The sequence below is a fragment of the Pseudomonas sp. genome, assembly GCF_046581935.1.
Taxonomy (GTDB): Bacteria; Pseudomonadota; Gammaproteobacteria; order Pseudomonadales; family Pseudomonadaceae; genus Aquipseudomonas.
Genome location: NZ_JAYGFK010000019.1, coordinates 43,678 through 60,365, shown reverse-complemented (window position 1 = coordinate 60,365; position 16,688 = coordinate 43,678). Strand labels below are relative to the sequence as shown.

The following is a 16,688-nucleotide window of genomic DNA, read 5'->3' as shown; positions in this document are numbered from 1 at the left end:
AGAGGCCGTCAGTGAAACAGGGTGAACAAGCCTTTGCCACCAACCTTGTAGTTGAGGTCATGCGGACGTTCGCCCATTGGCTTGGCGCCGCTACCACCAACAATTTTGTACGGTGCAATCTCCTTGGCGACCAACGTATTGGCCGTCACCACCGCGCCACGGCCAATATACGAGCCCTGGCCGATCAGCGCCCGGCTGGCAATCCACGCGTAGTCCTCAATATAGATAGGCGCGGATATCGACCAAAACTCGGGCGCATTTAGGTCATGCGTTCCAGCAATGATCAACACATGAGAGGCAATAGCCACATGATCACCGATGACCAAGCCAGCCCGCGCATCGACCTGACAGTGCCAGGCAATAACGCTGTCATCACCTATCACCAGGTTCTCGACGCCCAAGACCTCGGTATTGCGCCAGATCGACGAGCCCTTACCAATCTTTGCCCCGCCGGCACGCAGCCACCAGATCCGCACATGATGGCTGGGAATCTTGTTGATCAGGATGTTGTACGCCTGCTCCCAAGCTCGTAGCCAACGGTCTTTGAGGGTCGCCCAGTTCTTGCCGTAGAGCGGCAAGAAGCGAGCAGGAATCTCAGTTTTCAGCAGGGCAAAGAAGCGCCTGGCGAGGGGATGTTCAATACGCGGTTCAAGGTCAAAGGAGGACATAGCGTAGCGCTCACCCTCTTCAAAGACGATGTCATTACTCAGCATCCATTCCAGCGCCTCAAGCAGCATCTCGGGAGTGGTACCGAGCGTACCGGCATACTGGGGCAGTTTATTACGCAGGTGCGAGCGCAGCATCACACGGTGTTTCATGGGGTCGACTCCTTGATGCCTCGGGTTTGCTGCGGGAACAACCGCGCTTGTTGTAAGGCCAGGCCAGCAAGCAGCCAGAACAAGCCAATGATGACGAAGGTAAAGCTGTAGTAGTGGTCAAAAATACCGGTAACTAGCGCAGCCAAAACGCCAGTGAGACTGCCCAGCCATAGAGCATTTTCATGGGTAATGGCCGGCACCCTGCCGAGCGGTCGTACCGCACGCCACCAGAGGATGGTCACCAGTACAAACAGCGCCATACCCGGCAGGCCAATCTTGTAGATAAAGTTAAGCCACAGATTGGAGATACCCAGCAAGCCACTACCAGGCACCGGCGGATCGACTTTAAAGCCGATACCCAACGGATAGCGGGACATAACTTCGGGGAACATCGCGTATTCCTCGAAGCGGATCTCGGTACTCGCGTTGGTGGCAGAGAACATGCTCAGCAGGCGCTCTTGCAGCGGCGGGTAGAACATCACCAGCGCGGCACCAAAGGCGGCCCCAAGACCAATGATCCGCCCGCTGTAGGGCACCCGCTTATAGCTGAGCCAGAACAGTACCAGCACCAACGCAACAATGGCCCCGCGAGAGATACTGAACAGCAGACCGGCTGCGCCCATAACGGCTACCGTCAAACCGAGCAGCCGGCGCCAGCCGGCACGGGTCCAACCGTAGAGCAACGCCAGCGGCACCATCAGCGCAAGAATACCGCCGGTGAGGTTCGGGTGTACCCAGGGCGATGCCATGCGCTGATAGTTCGCCGAGAAGATGTCCTTGATTGCCTCAGGGTGGGCGTACTTCAGATCGGTGAGAATTGGGATCATGGTGTTGGCATCGCGATCTTTGAGGAAGATGAAGATCGATAGGCTGAGCATGATCAGGTTGCCCAGCAGTAGGGCGACGACCAAGTGGTCACGGTCACGCTCTGTACGCAGCAACAGTGGCACCAAGAACAACAGCGACAGGTTCATCAGCCAGCGGACCCAGTTCACCGGGCCATTGCCTTCGGCGTTGATGATAACCATGCCGACCGCAAACGGCAGCGCTGAATAAACCATCAGAATCGCCAGGCTGCGCTCTACGGGGTGCCAATGCAGCAGGCCACGGTTGCGACCGAGAAAGCCCTGCCAGAACACCGCGCCCCACGTCAGCATCAACACCCCTTCGCTAACGGTGGTCCGGATACCGACCTGCACCGTGGTGTAGGGAATACTGGTGGCCAGCACAGCGAAAATCAGCAGCCCCCACAGAGGCTTGCGCATCAAGGTGAGGGTCAATGCCAGGCCGACCATCACGATGGCGATCTTGCTCACCGGCAGGAACCACAGCAGCACACCAAACACACTGCCCAACAGTACCGCGATGGGAAGTCCTCCGCTCACGATGCAAGCTCCTGTAGCAGTTGTTGCAGATGCTGCCGATAGGCGGCCGGGGCATAGCGCTCTGCCCATTCGCGCAGGGCAGGTGTACGTGGCAACGGCTGACTGGCCAGTGCCAGCAGGCAACGCTGCAGATCAGCCGCATCATGCGCAGCAAAACGCGGCGAGCTGGCCGGGGCCACTTCGTCGAGGGCCGAACCACGGGCTAGCGCCACTGGCGTGCCATGCCCAAGCGCCTCCACCACCGGCAAGCCAAAGCCCTCGGCATAAGACGGCTGCCAGAGGCATTCGGCATGCTCGTAGAGCGCTTGAAGCTGAGCATCCTCAAGTCCGTGACGCCAATGCAGGCCAGGGATATCTCTGAGCTCCTCGGGCACATCCTGTGGATAGCCAACCAGAACCAGCTCCGGCACCTCGACAGAGAGGGCACGCGCCGACTGCCAGCCACGCAGGAACAAGGGCATGTTCTTGCGCGGCTCGCGGGTGCCGACCACCAGCCAGTAGCGCGGCGGTAAATCTGCCGAGCGCTGCGGGTCAGCAAGCGCGGTGGATGGAGCGACCAAATTGGGTAGCACACGGATCTTATGCCGCGCAAACGGAAAGAGCCTGCCGGCTTCGCTTGCAGAGAACTGTGACGGGCACCAAACACGGTCAGCCCGGCAAACCGACCAGGCAATCGATAAGGTGTCGATCATCCGGTAGGCCAGCGCCTTGAGCTGCGAGCGGTGATGGTTTTTCTCGGTTAACTGAAACAGGTCATGCAGCACCAGCACCCAGCGTTGTCCGGCTGGCTTGCGGCCCAGTGGCAGGCCCATATTGGCCGTGGCGATATACAGGTCTACCCGCTTCTCACTAAGTGCCTTCGGCAGAAAACGGGCCTCGAAGCGCCAACGCACCTGCGGCCGCTGCAGCCCTTCCAGCGGGCCTCCCCAGACGGGGCAACAGGCTGTTTCACGCTGTGGATGATCCAACGGTGCTTCGCTAAAGCGCAGCAGTTCGGTGTCAGGGTCTGACAGCAGAGCCTGCTCCAACGCACATACTTGCCGACCGATACCGGACTGCGGTGCGACAGTCGCTGGCCGGTAATCCAGACCTACACGCATGCGACGTTCTCCCGAATCTGTTGATAAACCGCTTCCAATTGGTCGGCGGCGGCATTCCAGTCGTGGCGGAGCTGGACGTATTGGCGGCCACGCTCGCCCATCTGACGGGCCTGTTCAGGATTGGCGAGCAGCCCGGCCAACGCTTGGCTCAGGCCCTCAGCCGTCTCGCCCAAACATGCCTGCTGAGTATTCTGCAATTCAAGTCCCGAGGCACCCTGCGCCGTACTGACCAGCGGCAGCCCCGCGGCCAAGGCTTCCAACACCTTGAGCTTGGAGCCACCGCCATCGCGCAGAGGCGCCAGAAACAAGCTGCTTTGCTGCTGCAACTCGGCAAGATCAGCCACGAAACCATGCCACTCAATGCGTGAATCGGGCCAGCGTTGGGCCCACTCCTCCGGCATGGCGTAACCCGCCACGGCGAAGCACGCCTCAGGGCATTGCTGCCATAGACGCGGGAAAATCTCCTCAAGCGCCCAGGTCACCGCATCCACATTGGGCGGATACTCATAGTTGCCCACGAAGAGAATGCGCTGAGCCTGCATATTCGGCGTGACCTGCGCGGCACCGCGCGTATCGACACCGTTGACGACGACCGCAACCGGCGTCTTAGTCAGCTGACGCATGGTTTGCGCATCCACATCGGTCACCGCCACCACCCGACGAGCCGCCGCGAAAACCCGGCGTTCCCAGCGCCTGGCGCGCCACTGATCAAACCAGATAAATGGCGCAGCCCAGCCCGGAAAGCGGCTGTAGGTAGCACCGCCCAAACTGGACTCAAGGTTGTGCTCGGTCAGCACAAAGCCCTGCGGATAATGCGACAGGGCTTTAGCGTAAGGCTGAAAACTGTAGCTGTGTTCAACCTGCACGATGTCCCAGTGCTCGCCCAGAAGCTGGCTAAATGTGCTGCTCAGGCGGCGATTGAGACCATTAAGGCACGTCAGCAACGGCCACGGCCCCAGCAAGGCACAGGCCAGCGTCAGTGGATGGCGCAGGCTACGCCGTGGCAGCACAATCAACCGCTCCAACAACGGCTCAAGGGCTTTACGGGCAGACTCGTCGAGCGCAGTTTTGGATTGCACCAGCAGCGTGATGCGATGCCCGCGCGCCGCTAGGGTACGCAGCATGTGGTACTGGCGGGTCTTGCCACCGCTGGCCGTGGGCCAGGGCAGATAAGGCAAGATCCAAAGAATGCGCATCGACTCACTTACCATACAAGCATCTGTAGACCTGGCTTGGCTTTCACGCTCAGACCTGCCTGCCCCTGCAGTGTCTGCTGTTCGCCGCTAAGCGGGTCGTGCAGTTCGGCCGTGGTCAGTTCGGGTAATTGCAGCGTGGCCCCGCTGGCACTCCAGAACATCCACAAACGGCGACCATCCTCACGCTGCCAGGCAATGCTGTAGAGGTCATCAGGCGTCGTACTCATGCGTGGCGGCTGAGACGGCTGCAGACGCGGCCCGCTGATTTTGAGAAAGCGCTGCAGAGCCTGATACACCGGCTTGGGCTTGCCCTGCTGATCCAGCAGGCCGTAATGCTGATCTCGCGCCGTTGCGCGACTGTCCAGATCGGCCAGCGCAAACAGGAACACACGGTCGAAATCCAACGCACTCATCAGCGCCAAACGGCGTAACACATAGTCAGCCTGCCCTTGCTCACCGATGATTTCCTGCAGCTCTTTAGGCCCTGAGTAACTCGACCAACCCCACTCGGTCGCCCAGATTGCCGGCACCTGCACGCTACGCAACGTTGTGTTGAGCTGCTGGCTACGCAGGATGAAGTCATTGCTACCAGGCTCGTCATACTCCGGCTCTTGCGAATACGGGTGATAAGCCACCACGGTGCCGAGACGCTGCACGCCGAGTTTGCCGAGCTCCTCAAGCATCAGCCCACCTTTGACGGGCATCTGGCTGAAGTAGGCCATACCGCCCATAACCACAGGCTTGTTCGGGTCGACCTCGCGCAATGCTTGGGTAGTAGCCAGCAGTAGACGACCATAGCCCTCGGCATCCTCATGCGGTCGCCAGAAGCTCGGGAGATTGGGTTCGTTCCAAACCTGCCAAGCGTCCACACTCGGATAACGCTTGGCAAACATGGTCATAGTCTTGGCAAACAAAGCGGGATCTTTGGGCGGATACTGATCCGGCACTGGCGAGTTGGCTGGCGCGCTAGTGGCATGCGGTGCCGAGCCCACCAGATAGAACACCGAGCGCAAGCCTTGCTCATCAAGCGAGCTGATCACGCCGTCAAGTTCGCTAAGGCGATACTGGCCTTCCTTCGGCTCGTGGCGGTCCCAGTGCAAATCGACACGGGTCCACTCCAAACCAAGCGCTTTCCACATCTGCATTTGCTGACGGTATTGCTCAGGGGTAAACCAGAGAAAATGTGCGTTAACGCCGAGAAAATCCTTCCAGACTACCGCTCGGGGGGCGTTCAGTTGCATGCCCTGCGCCTTGGCCGGCTGCAAGGGGCTGAGCCACAATACCGCAGCCGTCAACGCCGCCAGTGGTAGTAAATAGAGCATCTTGCGCATTATTGATTCTCCCGGCAAACGCTCTGGAAGAGTTCCAGAAAGCGTGCTGCTGTGGTCGGCCAACGCCGCGCCAAGCCAATGACGGCGGCGCGTTCAGCCCATTCGACGGCCCGCTGTGGGTGCAGGGCCAGTACTTCAATGGCGTCTGCCAGCGCGGCAATATCGCCTTGTTCAAAGGTGGTGCCATTACCGTTACTAACTTCTTCGGCAAAGGCGCGCGCGTTGGAAGTGATCACCCCGCGGCCGCACGCGTTGGCCCAGGAAAGCGCACCGCTGGTGCCACGCATCGCACCGAGCAAACCGAGCTTTTTCGATTCGCGATAAGGCAATACCATCGCGTGATGGGCCTGAATAGTCGATGCGATGGCTTCGGCAGGCAGATCCAACTGCCAGTCCAGACAATCGGGCAGTTGCAACTGCTGGGCCAGGGCGCGTAATTCATCCAGGTAATTGCCGGCTGGGCCGAAGGCCATTTCCGGGGCAGTACCGCCAGCCAGCGTCAGACGCAAATGCCCGCGCAGCGAAGGCTGGCGCTGGAAAACCTGCGCCAGGGCAGCGAGTAAATCCTCAATACCTTTGCCACGGTAGATAAAGCCAAAGTAGAGAAGCCGCAGCGGGTCGAGCGCTGGTAATTCACCAGGCGCCAAGGTCAGATTACCGTGACGAATGCTGACTGCCTGCCCAGGCAGCAGCCCCATGCGCGTGCTGAGACAGCGAGCACCAGTATCGGTCAACGTCACCGCACGGCGCAGATGACGAGCCAGACGACGCTCCTCGTACAAGGTCAGTGGGTCAGCCAGTAATGCGCATATTTGTGGCATGGGCCGCGGCAGACGCTCAAGCCACGACAGCGGCCAAGGCAAGCGCGCACGCCGCCAAACGAGGCGTTCAGGGTCATGCACGGTGGCTGTCAGCGGTAGCTGTGGATGGTGGCGACGCAACCAGTCGAGTGCTTCAAACTCACCTAAACGCCCCCCGCCCAGCTCAGCATGGACAAGCTGCACCTGGCTCCAGTCGAAGCGGCTCAGCTGCGTCAAGCGGTCCGCCCCGCTGACACCACGCAATGGCGTCAGCACGTCTACACCCAACGCAGAGAGTGACGAGCGAAAGTGCTCGGCATAATCGGCGATGCCAGTCTGCTCCGGAGGCAGTGGCGAAAGCAGCGCAATACGCATCAGACCTCACGCCGTAGACGTTTAACGCCGTTCAAAATGCGCGCAGGCACTTCAAACTGCCGCTTGTTGAGGATGAAACCATCGACCTTACCAAAGGCAGTGTGTAGCACCGAGAGCGTATTCTGCACGGCCGGAACGGTACTGGTTTTAGCTTCAACGACAAGAACAATCAGGTCAGCGTGGCGCAATGTGAGGAAGGCTTGCTGGTTGACCAGTAGTGCCGAAGCATCAAGTATCAATACCTCACCCGGCTGTGCGGGAGATTCGGCATCAAAACGCACGTGATGGCCGCGCTCGCGCAGCATGGTAGCCAACTGCTCGCTGACGAAACTAACACCTTCACCGGAACGCCCGGAGGTCAGCGCCAACGTCAGACCTTTGCGCTGAATGTCCTCAGCGGGCAGCAGGCTGTAAAGACGGTAGATGCTTGCGGTAAACGCACTGCTGGGGTTCCAAGGTTGTGGCCCTAGATCCTGCAAGGTAGTCCACAGCGGCACTTTGAAGGTACTTTCAATCCGCGCACCATCGTGGATGCGTTGATCAAGCAAGTAGCAGATGTAAAGGGTCAACAGGCCGATAGCCAGCCCTGCCGGCAGGGCCAGCAAGAGCATCATCAGACTCTTTGGGAAGACCTTACTGGGGTTGAAGGTGGCCTGCTCGATCTGCGCAATGTTGCTGATCTGATTGTTGTCGAGTTCTTGATCGATCCGCGCCTTTTCCAGGTTTTCGGCATACAGCGCGTAGCTCTTCTCGGCACTCGCCAGCTCCAGCATCTGCCGGCTGATCTTCGGCTCACTCTGCAGAATATTAAGGCGCTCGGCACTTAGCTGTGCGAGCTGCTGATCGTAGTCGCGGATCTGTCCAGATAGTTTCTGATCGCGTAGCTCGGCATCAATCACCTGCTGCTTGAGGTTGGCCACAATGCTGTTGGGCGCGAAGTTCTTCGAACGTTCCAAGCGCTCCTGCTCACCGCTGATCAGCGTCTGCATCTGGGCGATGTTTTCTTCGATCTCGCGTACCGGCGGAGTATCCGGCAGGAAGGTGCGCAGTAGTTGCGCACGCTCTTGCTTGAGCGCATTCAAACGACGCTTGAGGTCAAGCTGCGAAGGGTTAAGGCTAACCTCGCGCGCCGTAACGACTTCCTGCGGTTGACGCTTGAGCTGCTGACTGGCATCGGCGAGAAAGCTGCGAATGCCCGCTTGGTCGTTGAGGTTTTCAGCGCGTGCATCGGTCAGGCGATTGATCTGATTGGTGAGGTTATCCAGGCGCTCCTCGATACTGATGGAGTTGACTGCCTTCAACTCCTCGCCAATTTGCTGTTTAAGCCGATCGACCTGTCCGGCAACCTTTTGCATTTCCCCTTCATAAAACGCGTACAAGCTCTTACGACCAAGGGCACGGGTACGCTCTTCAAGGTAGGCGCCAACCCACGCTTCAACTACTTTTTGAGCGATTGCCGGGTCATCCCAGGTAAAGCTGACCTCCATAACCGCCGAGCCAGGTTCATGACCAACAACGAAGTTTTTCTCCAGTTTTTTGGCCAGGCGATCGACTGGGCTCTGAGCCTCAACGATGCCGACCACCTCCAGCGCGCTGCGTAATCCTTCGACGACCGAGCCGGTCACCTTACCAACATAGAATTTGACGGTCTTCCAGAAACCTTGCGGCTGGTAGTTGGACATATCCGTCAAATAGCGCTCAGCAACCATGCGCACAATCGGTCGGCCGGTGAGCATCCGCTCCTCATCGACAATCGGATCGCGCTGAGTGCTCGGGGCGATGAGCGCCTGGCGGTTAGCTACCTCGATGGGCAGCGTGGTGCTTTCACGCCCAGGCTTAACCAGCAGGCGAGCGTTGGACTCGTACTTGGCCGGCAACAAAAATGCCCCCAAGATGACAACCACAATGGTCATCACAACCGCCCATTGGAATTCGCGACGGAAGATGAAGAACAGGCGCAACAGGTCACGGAAAGAACGAATTTCGATCACGGAATTAATACTCTCTGTAAAGGCTGGTAAACGTGCCAGCCTTGATCGTGGTGCTGTGGAGAACTGCGCATAAACTCGACATCACACCAAGGTGATGTCGTCGTCGCCAAAGTATTCGCCGATTTGCACTTCATAAATCTCGGCGGGAATCTTGCCGATATTGTGCAAGGCATGAACTACTTCTTCGTTGATTTCGACTGTTTCGCCGGCACGCACGCGGCGAGTCTCGCCATTTAGCTCAAGCTGCAACAGGCCATTCAGGACAACCCAGCGCTTACGCCTGTGCAGGTGATAATTCGCAGCCATTCCGGCATCGGGCGTAATGCTGAGCAGCAGGAGTTGATGGCGCATATCAGCGCGAAGAAGGGTGCTGCTACCCCACGTATGGATCTTCGAGTCAGATGGGGGCAGCGGCGTGGCAGCTATTGCAGCGGCGGCTGGTGATGTAACAACGGCCACATCAGCAACGCTCGGCATTGCAGGGCTGACAACTGCAGCGGCAAAGGCAGGGGCGGGGCTCTGACTGGGCGCGCCCTGGGCAGGATCACTCGGAGCCACTGGAGACGGCGCGGCGGCGTCTTCGAGGTAACTCGGCTGCTGGTCGATAGAACCTGTCTTCGGTTTTTTGCGCAAGGCGAAGCGGAACTCGCCGCCGCGCAGGGCATTGAACATTTGCAGAAGCGACCCTGGAACTTCGAACTGCCGCTTATTAAGGATAATGCCGTCCACTTTGCCGAAGGCCGTGTGCAGCACCGAGAGCGTATTCTGTACGGCCGGAACAGTACTGGTTTTAGCCTCGACAACCAGCGCGATCGAATCAGCCCGACGCAGCAGTAGGAAGGCATCTTCGTTGCTCAGCAGAGCCGAAGCATCAAGCAGCAGAACCTCGCCTGGCTGTGCCGGTAATGTGGCATCAAAACCAACGCTATGACCGAGCTCGCGGAGCATGGCAGCCAGTTGACCAATGACAAAGCTCACTCCCTCACCAGAACGCCCAGACGTCAACGCCAGCGTCAGCCCCTTGCGTTCGATATCATCCGCGGGCAACAGGCTGTATAGACGATAGATACTGGCGGTGAAGGCATTATTACGCGGCCAAGGCGGCGGACCGAGGTCCTGCAAGGTTGTCCACAGCGGCACATTGAACGCCTCTTCAATGCGTGCGCCATCGTGAATCCGCTGATCAATCAGATAGCAGATATAGAGGGTCAACAGACCAACTGCCAGCCCGGCGGGCAAGGCCAGCAGCAGGATCATCAGGCTCTTGGGGAAGACCCGGCTGGGGTTATAGGTAGCCTGTTCAACCATGGCGATGTTACTGATTTGGCTTTTATCGAGCGCTTGGTCGATCCGTGCCTTCTCCAGGTTTTCTGCATACAGCGCGTAGCTCTTCTCGGCGCTGGCCAGTTGCAGCATCAACCGACTGATCTTCGGCTCGCTCCGGAGAATGCGCAGGCGTTCGGCACTTAATTTAGTGAGCATCTGATCGTAATCGCGGATCTGCCCGGATAATTGCTGGTCACGCAATTCGGCATCAATGATCTGCTGCTGGAGGTTGACCACAATACCGTTGGGAGCGAAATTTTTTGACCGTTCCAGGCGCTCCTGCTCGTCGCGAATCATTGCCTGCATCTGGGCAATGTTTTCTTCGATCTCGCGCACCGGCTGGGTATCCGGCAGAAAGGTTCGCAGCAGCTGAGCGCGCTCCTGCTTGAGCGCATTGAGACGACGCTTGAGGTCAAGATTGGATGGGTTGAGGCTAACCTCACGTGCGGTGACGACCTCCTGCGGCTGACGCTTGAGCTGCAGGCGTGCATCCGTGAGGAAGCTGCTAATGCCCGCTTGGTCGTTAAGTTTCTCTGCACGGGAGTCGGTTATGCGATTGATCTGATTGGTCAGGTTGTCCAGGCGCTCTTCGACGCTGATGGAGTTGATCGTCTTCAACGCCTCACTCATCTGCTGCTTGAGCTGATCAATATGACTGGCGACCTTGTGCATTTCACCGTCATAGAAGGCGTACAGACTGTTGCGACTGAGCGCACGGGTACGCTCTTCAAGGTAGGAATTTACCCAAATCTCCACCACTTTCTGGGCAACAGCCGGGTCATCCCACGTGAAGCTGACCTCCATAACTGCCGAGCCGGGCTCGTGACCAACAACGAAATTTTTCTCCAACTTTTTGGCCAGACGCTCGACCGGGCTTTGTTCTTCGACGATGCCGATCAGTTGCAATACGCTGCGTAATGCTTCGATTACCGAGCCGGTCACCTTGCCAACATAAAATTTGACGGTTTTCCAGAAGCCTTGCGGTTGGTAGTTAGCCATTTGCACGAGGTAGCTTTCAGCGACCATGCGCACAATCGGTCGGCCGGTGAGCATCCGCTCTTCATCGATGATCGGATCACGCTGCGTGCTCGGGGCGATGAGTGTCTGCCGATTGGCGACCTCAATGGGCAGCGTTGTACTTTCGCGCCCAGGCTTAACCAGCAGGCGAGCATTGGATTCGTATTTGGCAGGCAGCAGAAAAGCACCCAAGACCGCGACGACCACGGTGGCGATCACCGCCCACTGGAATTCGCGGCGGAAGATAAAGAACAGCCGCAACAGGTCGCGAAAAGAGCGAATCTCTAACATAAACTGCCGCACTTAATGTCAACCTGATCTTGCGGATTCAGGTCGTAACTAAAGCCTAGGCCGATGCTCTTGTTGATCGGGAACAAACGAGTGAAGTACATATCGACCGCTTCGACCGCGCTACCAATGCCCGACTGCGGCACGTAGATCATGTCACCGCGTTGCAGGGCCACCATCGGCCGCTCTTTATCCTGCAGCATGCTGGCCAGGCTAAAGAAATACAGTTTGTACTTACCGTCAGTACCGGCGCGCATCAACGCTATGTTGTCACTGTCAGCAGATGGCAGCACACCGCCAGAAGCCAGTAGCACCTGCTCCAGCGTGGCGTGGCCGGTCAGATCAAAGAAAGCGGCGTTCGGCACAGCGCCACCAACAAATACCTTATTGCTCGGGGCGATGGCGATATTCACCGTGGCCGCAGGACGGCGATAGACTTTGGCCAGCTTAGCAGTCACTTCCTTGGCGACATCTTCGGGGGTGCGTTGATCCGCCTTGATCAGCCCCACGAACGGCATCGAGAAATAACCGTCGGGCCGAACCACGAACATGGTCATGTCGTCCTTTTCCGAGGGCTCCTGCGCATCCCGCACGATACGCAAGGTGTCGCCACTCTGAATACGCACCTGCGGCGGCGGCAGGTCAGCCAGCTTGTAGAGTTCCTCATGACGCAACTTGAGCGCTTCATTATCCGGCAGGTGAACCCGTGCTGGCGTACTACAACCGGCCACACTGAGCACTAGCAGTAATAGCGTAAGAACTTTGGCCTGAACGGATGACTTGATTGAATAAACGTACATAGGTCTAGGTCCAGTAATTGGAATACATGCTTAGGTGGCGCTTGATCGAACTGGAAAAATACGCCTCATGATGACCAAGGCGGTAACCAAGCAATTTCAGGGCTGTGCGCAATAATACCTCGGGCACCCGCCAGGCAGCGCCTGCAGTGTATACGGCCTGCAGCTCCGCCTTCACATAACGCAAGCCTTCGCCACCCGCCGAGCCGAATGCCTGACGAATCCAGCGTTCACGTCCGTAGAACACGCCAATATCAAAATAGCGGCGAAACTCCTCAAGCACACGATAGTCATGCGAATGCTGCACCTCAGCATCGGCGGCATAACGCACCGCATAGCCGCTCAGTAACAGCTTGGCCGCAACATATGCATCCTCACTGCCAATCACGTCCAACGGAAAGCCACCAATTGCCTCAAGGGCGTCGCGACGGTAGACCGAGAAGGAGTCAGAGCTGAAGCAGGTTTTGATGCCAAGTTCTGCCGCATCACTCAAGCGCTTGCTGCGGCTTTGCGGCGGATAGTTGAAGCGGCGCGACTGAGCACCGAGCAAACCGGCATTCGGATGGGGTAACTGACGACCGTAAGCGACGCCAATATCTGGCTCACTGTATAGATTCGCCACAAGCTGAGCGAAACTCTCCGGACTGGCCGGAATGGCATCCTGAGTGAGGCAAATAAGCGCCTGCGCAGCAACCTGCTGGCTGGCCCAACGCCGTGTACCGCCATGGTTAAACTGCTTCGGCGCAATCACTTCAACACGCGCACCGAACTCACGAAAACGCGCAACGGTGTCATCACTGGAACTGCTGTCGACCACCAAAAGCTCATCGGGCTGCAAGCTCTGCGCCGCCAACGCCGGCAATAGCCGGTCAAGATGGGCCGCGGCATTACGCGTTGGAATGATCAGCGCAACCGACATCAGCCCGGCACCTCAACATCTTGGACACGGCCATAGATGTCGTTAAACCTGACGATATCGTCCTCACCCAGATACTCACCGCTCTGCACTTCGATCATCACCAGATCAATCACCCCAGGGTTGACCAACCGATGGCTGTGACCAGCAGGAATAAAGGTCGACTCATTAGTATTGAGCAGGAAATCACGCTCGCCATTGATCACGCGCGCGGTGCCGCTGACAACAATCCAGTGCTCGCTGCGATGATGGTGCATCTGCAACGAGAGCGATTCTCCCGGACGCACCATGATGCGTTTGATTTTAAAGCGCACACCCTCTTCGAGCACCGTATAGGTTCCCCAGGGCCGGGTCACAGTCCGGTGTAAGCGATAGGCCTCATGGCCCCGACGTTTGAGTTCCTGGGCAATGTACTTAACGTCCTGAGTACTGTTGGCATCTGCGATCAACAAAGCATCCGGCGTATCAACCACCACCAGATCATGGACCCCAACAGCCCCAATAAGACGCTTTGGAGAATCGATGTAGCAGTCACGCACGTTGTGCAGCACCACCTCACCATTGATCTGATTGCCATTGGTGTCGGCTTCGCTCAACTCACGCAACGCCTGCCAAGAGCCAATGTCACTCCAGCCCAGGTCACAGGGAACCACCGCTACTCGGGAAGAACGTTCCATCAACGCATAGTCAATGGAGATGTCAGTCACCGCGGAGAAACTTTGGCTATCAAGCTCACACTGCGTGCCCTGCTTGCCGTTTGTTGATTGGCTTTGGCTCAAGCACTTCTCTACGGCTTCGACCACTTGCGGCGCATGTTCGCGCAACTCGCGCAACAGAACATCGGCCCGGAAACAAAACATGCCAGCATTCCACAGGTGTTTGCCGCCGGCCAGGTAGGCCTCAGCGGTAACCAGATCAGGCTTTTCGACAAAGCTGGCCACGCTGAAACCGCCCTCACCGAGCACTTCGCCCTGCTGGATATAGCCATACCCCGTCTCGGCATGCCCCGGACGGATGCCAAACGTTACTAACCAACCGGACTCAGCCAAATCACGCGCCTGCGCAATGGCAGCAACGAAAGCAACCTGATCGGTAATTAGGTGGTCAGCTGGCAACACCAGCAGATGCGCATCCTCACCGTAATGGTGGGCAACATGCAGTGCGGCTGCGGCGATGGCGGGTGCCGTATTACGCCCCATTGGCTCAAGCAGAAAATCCAACGACAGGTGCCCACTATTCAGCGGGCGATAATCATCAAGCGTACGAAACAGTAATTCACGATTGATCACAGTTAGCAGCTGCGCTACGTCATCAAGCCCAGCTACACGCTCAAAGGTCTTTTGCAGCAGGCTATTCCCATCACTTAGGCGCATGAACGGCTTGGGCATAGCCTCGCGTGAAACAGGCCACAGACGCGTACCGGCACCACCAGCAATGATGCAAGGAATCAGAGCACTCATGGCTAATAGGCCTCTCGGGTAAACAGCAACGCAGGTATCGTGCGGAACAGGATGTAAAGGTCGAACCAGACCGACCAACGCTCGATGTACTCCAAATCGTATTCCACTCGCTTCTCGATTTTTTCCAGCGTGTCGGTTTCGCCTCTATAGCCGTTAACCTGCGCCCAACCGGTGATGCCTGGCTTCACTCGGTGACGCGCGCTGTACTGCTCTACCGCGTCTTCAAATAACACACCCGCCGCCTTTGTTGCAGTGGCATGGGGGCGAGGCCCAACCATTGACATGCTGCCAATCAGCACATTGAATAACTGCGGGAGTTCATCCAGGCTTGTTTTACGAATAAACCGGCCGACCCGCGTGACCCTGTCGTCATTCCGTGTCGTTTGCCGCTCGGCATTAGCGTCAGTTTGGTGATGAAACATTGAACGAAATTTAAAAACCTCTATTAAGCGATCGTTATAACCATAGCGTTTCTGCCTAAACAATATAGGACCTGGCGAATCAAACCTGATAAGTAACGCAAGTAACAACATCAGCGGCAGCAGCGCGATAACAGCCAAGCCAGCAAGCGACACATCCTCAATCCGCTTAATTAATGGCGACCACCCTGCCAGCGGAATCTTCGACACATTAAACATAGGCAAACCACCAACATTGGTGATTCGATTGTGCGCATGTCGAAAAGCAATCATATCCGGCACCAGCAAGACATTTACCGGGAAACGCCGCAGATTACGCACAATCTGCCCAATACGGTTCTCCGCAGACCACGGCAGAGCGACTAACACCTGGGTCACCCGCTCCTCACGAATCATTTTCTCTAATTGGCCGCTATTACCAATCAACGGCAAACCCGCCAGAGTCTCCGGCATGCGACCTATCCGGTCGTCAATAAAACCAAGCAATCCCGAACGAAGGTCCTGCCCACGCAACAAATACTGGGCGAGCCGAATACCATTTTCAGTACCACCTACAATCACCGCAGTCTGCAGAAAATGGCCACGTTTTATCAAGGAACGAAAAACAGCTAACAGCAATAAGCGCTCAACACCAAAAGCAGCAAGACTGAAGGTGAACCAAAGCACCAAAAGAGGTAGCGATATATAGCGAAAAAGCTCAAGCGCCTGATGCATAAACAACAGCAAACAAAATGCAGCCGTCCAAGCAAAAAACATAATACGAAAGCGCAAAGAATTACTGAATATTTCTTCGGAATAAACACCAAGCGCTTGAAACATCAAAACGCTCAACATTCCGAAGAATAGTAAAAGCCCCACATAACTGTGATTTAAATTAACAAAATCATCAGTCAACAGCCATAACAGAACGAAGCCAGGAAAAACGGCAGTAACCCCATGCAAAATGCGAATAGCCGCCAAGAAATACTCAATAAATCCCGGCCGCGCCAAAAGCAAACTATCTACCTGATGCTGACGCACACACACCCCTTGACCTGAAATCAGCGCACAACGGCTAAAGTCGAACAAAAAACGTCAACTTATCGGCACAAAGCCCCATCCAAGTAGCGCGGACTAAACCATGATTCAAACAAGCATTTCAAGCTGAATATTGGCTATACGCCATCACCTGGCGACTGAATATTGACGCCATTAAAACACTAGACCAAAAAACGCGCCTCTCCCTCATAGTTGCGCACGCAACACTCTCGAAAATCCGCGCACCTGGGACTACCTAGGAAAGATCTTTCTCGAAAAAACTGCCTAGCTTTCGCAAGCGGGGGTGCAGCCCCACCACGCTATAAGGCATGCGATGCTTGAGGCCCGCACAAAAGAAATAACTGTCGAGCAACCTGCCGTTATCGTCTAACCCTTATTTTCCTATACGCTATCCACTAAACAAATCTCGGGAAACTCAAGCTTTTTGAACC

12 protein-coding genes and 1 pseudogene are annotated in these 16,688 nt (G+C 56.8%); all 13 read right to left on the bottom strand.

Annotated features, from left to right (window positions below; all coding sequences use genetic code 11):
- Positions 1-8 precede the first annotated feature (8 nt).
- On the bottom strand, positions 9-818 hold the full coding sequence (locus VCA57_RS17115; RefSeq protein ID WP_411186280.1) for an acyltransferase: 810 nt from the start codon (positions 816-818) through the stop codon (positions 9-11).
- Positions 815-2,203 carry an O-antigen ligase family protein gene (locus VCA57_RS17110; protein WP_411186279.1) on the bottom strand — a complete coding sequence of 463 codons (1,389 nt, stop codon included), beginning with the start codon at positions 2,201-2,203 and terminating at the stop codon, positions 815-817. Before VCA57_RS17110 ends, VCA57_RS17115 begins: the two co-directional genes overlap by 4 nt.
- A complete protein-coding gene (locus VCA57_RS17105; RefSeq protein WP_411186278.1) occupies positions 2,200-3,303 on the bottom strand; it encodes a glycosyltransferase family 4 protein in 1,104 nt (367 codons plus the stop codon). The genes VCA57_RS17110 and VCA57_RS17105 overlap by 4 nt, the downstream gene beginning before the upstream one ends.
- Entirely contained in the window at positions 3,294-4,499 is a 1,206-nt protein-coding gene (locus VCA57_RS17100; RefSeq protein WP_411186277.1) for a glycosyltransferase family 4 protein, read from the bottom strand. Before VCA57_RS17100 ends, VCA57_RS17105 begins: the two co-directional genes overlap by 10 nt.
- 8 nt (positions 4,500-4,507) lie before the next feature.
- Positions 4,508-5,833, bottom strand: coding sequence for a GH39 family glycosyl hydrolase (locus VCA57_RS17095; RefSeq protein ID WP_411186478.1), 1,326 nt, complete (start codon positions 5,831-5,833; stop codon positions 4,508-4,510).
- Positions 5,830-7,005 carry a glycosyltransferase gene (locus tag VCA57_RS17090; protein ID WP_411186276.1) on the bottom strand — a complete coding sequence of 392 codons (1,176 nt, stop codon included), beginning with the start codon at positions 7,003-7,005 and terminating at the stop codon, positions 5,830-5,832. The genes VCA57_RS17095 and VCA57_RS17090 overlap by 4 nt, the downstream gene beginning before the upstream one ends.
- Complete coding sequence (locus VCA57_RS17085) at positions 7,005-8,996, bottom strand: exopolysaccharide transport family protein (protein ID WP_411186275.1); 1,992 nt, start codon at positions 8,994-8,996, stop codon at positions 7,005-7,007. Before VCA57_RS17085 ends, VCA57_RS17090 begins: the two co-directional genes overlap by 1 nt.
- An 81-nt stretch (positions 8,997-9,077) precedes the next feature.
- On the bottom strand, positions 9,078-9,473 hold the full coding sequence (locus VCA57_RS17080) for a cupin domain-containing protein (RefSeq protein WP_411186477.1): 396 nt from the start codon (positions 9,471-9,473) through the stop codon (positions 9,078-9,080).
- Positions 9,474-9,641: 168 nt separating this feature from the next.
- Positions 9,642-11,630 (bottom strand): annotated as a pseudogene (locus VCA57_RS17075) (exopolysaccharide transport family protein); the annotation flags it as partial.
- A complete protein-coding gene (locus tag VCA57_RS17070; RefSeq protein ID WP_411186476.1) occupies positions 11,624-12,412 on the bottom strand; it encodes a polysaccharide biosynthesis/export family protein in 789 nt (262 codons plus the stop codon). The gene VCA57_RS17070 and the pseudogene VCA57_RS17075, both read right to left, overlap by 7 nt.
- A 19-nt stretch (positions 12,413-12,431) precedes the next feature.
- A complete protein-coding gene (locus VCA57_RS17065) occupies positions 12,432-13,343 on the bottom strand; it encodes a glycosyltransferase family 2 protein (protein WP_411186274.1) in 912 nt (303 codons plus the stop codon).
- Complete coding sequence (locus VCA57_RS17060; protein ID WP_411186273.1) at positions 13,343-14,800, bottom strand: mannose-1-phosphate guanylyltransferase/mannose-6-phosphate isomerase; 1,458 nt, start codon at positions 14,798-14,800, stop codon at positions 13,343-13,345. Before VCA57_RS17060 ends, VCA57_RS17065 begins: the two co-directional genes overlap by 1 nt.
- A 2-nt stretch (positions 14,801-14,802) precedes the next feature.
- Entirely contained in the window at positions 14,803-16,239 is a 1,437-nt protein-coding gene (locus VCA57_RS17055) for an undecaprenyl-phosphate glucose phosphotransferase (protein WP_411186272.1), read from the bottom strand.
- Positions 16,240-16,688: the final 449 nt, after the last annotated feature.

Coding starts and splice junctions, on each gene's coding strand:
- VCA57_RS17115 (WP_411186280.1), bottom strand. CDS start 818: ATGAAACACCGTGTGATGCTGCGCTCGCACCTGCGTAATAAACTGCCC.
- VCA57_RS17105 (WP_411186278.1), bottom strand. CDS start 3,303: ATGCGTGTAGGTCTGGATTACCGGCCAGCGACTGTCGCACCGCAGTCC.
- VCA57_RS17100 (WP_411186277.1), bottom strand. CDS start 4,499: ATGCGCATTCTTTGGATCTTGCCTTATCTGCCCTGGCCCACGGCCAGC.
- VCA57_RS17090 (WP_411186276.1), bottom strand. CDS start 7,005: ATGCGTATTGCGCTGCTTTCGCCACTGCCTCCGGAGCAGACTGGCATC.
- VCA57_RS17080 (WP_411186477.1), bottom strand. CDS start 9,473: ATGCCGAGCGTTGCTGATGTGGCCGTTGTTACATCACCAGCCGCCGCT.
- VCA57_RS17065 (WP_411186274.1), bottom strand. CDS start 13,343: ATGTCGGTTGCGCTGATCATTCCAACGCGTAATGCCGCGGCCCATCTT.
- VCA57_RS17060 (WP_411186273.1), bottom strand. CDS start 14,800: ATGAGTGCTCTGATTCCTTGCATCATTGCTGGTGGTGCCGGTACGCGT.